This window comes from Peptoniphilus sp. DNF00840 (assembly GCF_001553125.1).
GTDB lineage: Bacteria > Bacillota > Clostridia > Tissierellales > Peptoniphilaceae > Peptoniphilus_A > Peptoniphilus_A vaginalis.
Genome location: NZ_KQ960233.1, coordinates 1 through 3768 on the forward strand (window position 1 = coordinate 1; position 3768 = coordinate 3768).

A 3768-nucleotide genomic window follows, 5' to 3' on the forward strand; every position below is an offset into this window, starting at 1 on the left:
CGAGGTCGAGAATCAGACTTGTCATCGCCATAGGTTACGCCAAGGACGACAAACTTCGTGAGAAAAAAAGAAAGACCTCTGATGCCCTATACAAAATAATTTCAAAAGACTGATAAAAAGAAAACTAGGTTCACATTTATGGACCTAGTTTTTTACATTATGGGTTTGATATAGCCAAGCTCCATGGCAGTATTATAAGCCTCAACAAGGTTTTTCGCCCCAAGATTTGCGTAAATATTAAAAAACATAGCTATTATTAAATATCTAATAAAGGAGAATAGATTGCCTACAATAAGCATATCTACACTTGCAGCTAGCTACAATGCAGCCACTATATCCATAGCTGGATATAGTATATATATAATTACCAAAAAAACTTTTTTACCTCTATTTGCAATAAATCTGTAATTTTCATAATATTCAAGCTTTTTAAATTTGCCTATCCACCATTTTAGTTTTCTCTGTCTTCAACAAACAAACTATTACAGTAATAAAGATACATATTATAATAAAAAATATATTTAAATATAGACACACTTTAATTGGAAGATTTGCTCCTATAGTAATTTCATTTATACTAAATTCCTTGGTAAATTTAACCAACATTATAGAAATTACCATAATTATCATAATATTGGCGGAAAAAATAGTAGCCAGAATTTCTACTAAATTTTCTAGAATTATTTCCCCTCTAGTAAAGCCCATTCTAAATAATAATTTAAAATCATCTTCTTTAAAAGAAATTAAAGATATTATGTTTTGAGCAATAATTACTAATGCTAAAATCATGCAAGGAAAATAAAGAAATTTTATTGTTTCAAATTCATGATTAGAAAAATTTTTCAAATATTCATTTACATCTTCTGAACCTTTTAAAACTCTCGCATTAGGTAAAATTTTTAGAACTTCCTTTTCCAATTCGAGTTTTCCAAGACTTAAGTTATTTATGTAAATCTTATTGTTTATCTTGTCGAGACCTGGCAAAAATTCATTAGTATTGTAGTCAAGATATATTTTAGGCAATAGAAGATACGGTACGGATCCAAAAACTGCAACTACCTCATATGTCTTCTCTTCTCCATTATAATATGTAATTTTTATTTCATCTCCAAGTTCATAATCATTACTTGCACCAATCTTATTTTTAGATATATTATCTATACTTCCTGCCTCGAGGTCTAAATTAACCATAAGACTCTTATCATTGATGTAATTAACTCCTACATAATGATCATCTTCTGCAGCATCATAATAGCTTAAAGTGTTTGTAATTATTAAATCTTGTGTACCCTTAATCTCTAATAGCTTTTCTTGAGCATAAGCATCTATTTTTGTTGGATTTATAATGGCATATATCCCTTCTCCCATTTTCTTATTTTGAGCATTATACTCTCTATTCATCCTTACTACACTTGCCTCTGAAAAAAGTGCAAAAATCGAAGGTATTATAACTGCTAAAAGAATGGGTGTGGCAAGCGAAAGATTTTTTTGTGTATTCATTAAAACTCGACCTCTACAATAAGAAGCTAATGCCGAATTTTTTAACACCAAGACTTTTGCTATTAAACTAGAAAATTTCGGAATCAATATAGGGGCCACAATTATAACAAGAGCTATCGCTAAAGCTCCAACTCCTTGAATATCTATTATAGTCCCTGTTTCTACCGGCTTAATTAAAGTATAATATAGAAATATGAAAAATAATATTAAACCGATAATAGCTCTTAGAATAATATTTCTCTTGCTAAGAGTTGCTATCTCGTTTGATTTAATAAATAGATCTATAGGTTTTGTCTTTATAACATTTATGCTTGCTGTTAAACTTGCTATAATAACCATAACAAAAATAGCTAATAAACTTATTACGCTAGATTGTAATCCTGGTCTTAGATTAACCATTAAAAGACTATCATATCCTGGCTTGAAAATAAAATAAAAGAAAAACTTTACATAAGCTTTTATAAAAAATCTAGACAAAAATATTCCAAGAATCGAAGCTATAATATTTAAAATTAAAGTTCTAAATAAAAGAATTTCAATAATCTCTTTATTATTTAGACTATTAAGTTTTAAAAGAGCCCAATCTTTATCTTCCTGCTTTATTGAAAAATAAATTGTCCCTATTAAAAGTAAAAATCCAAAAAATAAAATCATTAAAAATTGAAGTTGAGATCCATTCACTATATCTCCAAGTATAAGATTATTTTTTTTTCTATTAAATGTAGAAAAAATTAAATCATTATTTGGGTTTAATGTAGCCAAATACCACGCAGATGTTAAACTTAGAGTTATAGAGATTAAGGTCATAGATAAAAACATCCATAAGTTAACTAGCTTATTTTTCCAAATCATCCTTATAGCAATTTTTACTTTCATCTTAATCTTTCCCTCCTAATTTCTTGTTTTCTTCAAGATCTGTAAAAATTTCTAAAATCTTTTCGATGCTTGGCTTATTAATTTCTTGACTAATCTGACCATCAAGCAAAAATAGTACTCTGTCCATTTGAATCGCTACGTTAGGGTCGTGTGTTACAACTATAGTGCTTGTACCTATATCATTCAGCTTTTTCATTTCCTTCAAAACATTGTAAGAAGAATTGGTATCCAGTGCCCCTGTAGGTTCGTCTGCAAAAATAAGGTCTGGTTTAAATAAAAGGGCCCTGGCTATGGCAACCTTTTGTCGTTGACCACCAGACAATTCTGCTGGATAAGACTTCTCTTTACCACTTAAATTTAACAGATGCAAAGTTTCTTTTAATTCTTTCATATTTAGTCTTTTTTTGATAAGACTATTTTTCAGCTCAATGTTTTCTTCTACATTTAAGACAGGAATTAAGTTAATATCCTGAAATATAAAGTCAAAATTTTTTCTATACAATTCATTTAACTTTTTCGAGGAAAGTGTTCTAATATCTTTGTTTAAAAATAAAATCTCTCCCTTACTAGCCCTTATCATTCCACATAAACAATAAAGAAGAGTAGACTTTCCTGAACCAGAAGGTCCCATAATTGCAATTGACTCGGCTTTTTTTAATGATAAAGATATATCTTTTAAAGTATAATTTTTCCCATCAAAAGAATGAAAAAGATTTTTTACATTAATAACATCCATATAATCATCTCCATTTGTAATAAAAGACCTCCTAAAATTATATTTCACTTTAAGGAGGTCTTATTGTTTAATAGTTTCTTTCGTAATTCAAGGCTAATCACAAGCAATAACTATTAACTTTTTAGCCTTTCAAGTAATAGTATACACTATCGTTTATATCAGTAATAATTATTTGCACATAATGCTTATTGAACTTCTAGTATTGCAACTATTGCTTTGACTAGATTTTCTAGAAACTACTTTACTTTCGTTAGCCTTTATTTCTTGTAGTTTTAGTATTTTAGCTGACATTATATTTAGGCAAAAACAAAAGGTTCTCCTGCCTTTTGAACTTTTATGAAAAAATCGCTAATATCGTACATATATTCCAAATATTTAAAGTCCATAATATCCACGGCTAAACCACTATCTTGTAAACTTTTTCATTAGTATTTTTCAACTTGAGAATACTACCTTATTTAATTTTTGTCAATTATTATTTTAAATCTTTATTCAATTTTATGTAGAGGCTATAATTGTTGAGAGATCAAATACAAAAAATAGAGAGTCATGTAGGGACTATGACCCTGACAGGGAAGTTGAAGTTGAAAAACTCGAAGCCTGCCTTGAAAGTATGAAGCTCGCTCCTTCTGCTTGCAACGCTCAACCTTATTTTT

General features: G+C 28.8%; 4 protein-coding genes. 1 reads left to right on the forward strand and 3 read right to left on the reverse strand.

Annotated elements, in window-relative coordinates:
• Positions 1-152: 152 nt before the first annotated feature.
• The 3 genes from HMPREF1864_RS08720 to HMPREF1864_RS06365 form a co-directional block, all read right to left on the reverse strand.
• On the reverse strand, positions 153-299 hold the full coding sequence (locus HMPREF1864_RS08720; protein ID WP_231723511.1) for a hypothetical protein: 147 nt from the start codon (positions 297-299) through the stop codon (positions 153-155).
• A gap of 130 nt (positions 300-429) precedes the next feature.
• Positions 430-2376 (reverse strand): FtsX-like permease family protein, encoded by a 1947-nt coding sequence (locus tag HMPREF1864_RS06360; protein ID WP_062571982.1) that lies wholly within the window; start codon positions 2374-2376, stop codon positions 430-432.
• Position 2377: 1 nt separating this feature from the next.
• The gene (locus HMPREF1864_RS06365) at positions 2378-3112 is read right to left on the reverse strand and encodes an ABC transporter ATP-binding protein (protein ID WP_062571983.1); all 735 of its coding nucleotides are present in this window, start codon (positions 3110-3112) and stop codon (positions 2378-2380) included.
• 514 nt (positions 3113-3626) lie between these two features.
• On the opposite strand from HMPREF1864_RS06365, the gene HMPREF1864_RS08420 reads away from it, so the two are divergent.
• Positions 3627-3768, forward strand: a 142-nt coding sequence (locus HMPREF1864_RS08420; protein ID WP_231723512.1) for a nitroreductase family protein, incomplete at its 3' end; no start/stop codon positions are given.

Coding starts and splice junctions, on each gene's coding strand:
- HMPREF1864_RS08720 (WP_231723511.1), bottom strand. CDS start 299: ATGCTTATTGTAGGCAATCTATTCTCCTTTATTAGATATTTAATAATA.
- HMPREF1864_RS06360 (WP_062571982.1), bottom strand. CDS start 2,376: ATGAAAGTAAAAATTGCTATAAGGATGATTTGGAAAAATAAGCTAGTT.
- HMPREF1864_RS06365 (WP_062571983.1), bottom strand. CDS start 3,112: ATGGATGTTATTAATGTAAAAAATCTTTTTCATTCTTTTGATGGGAAA.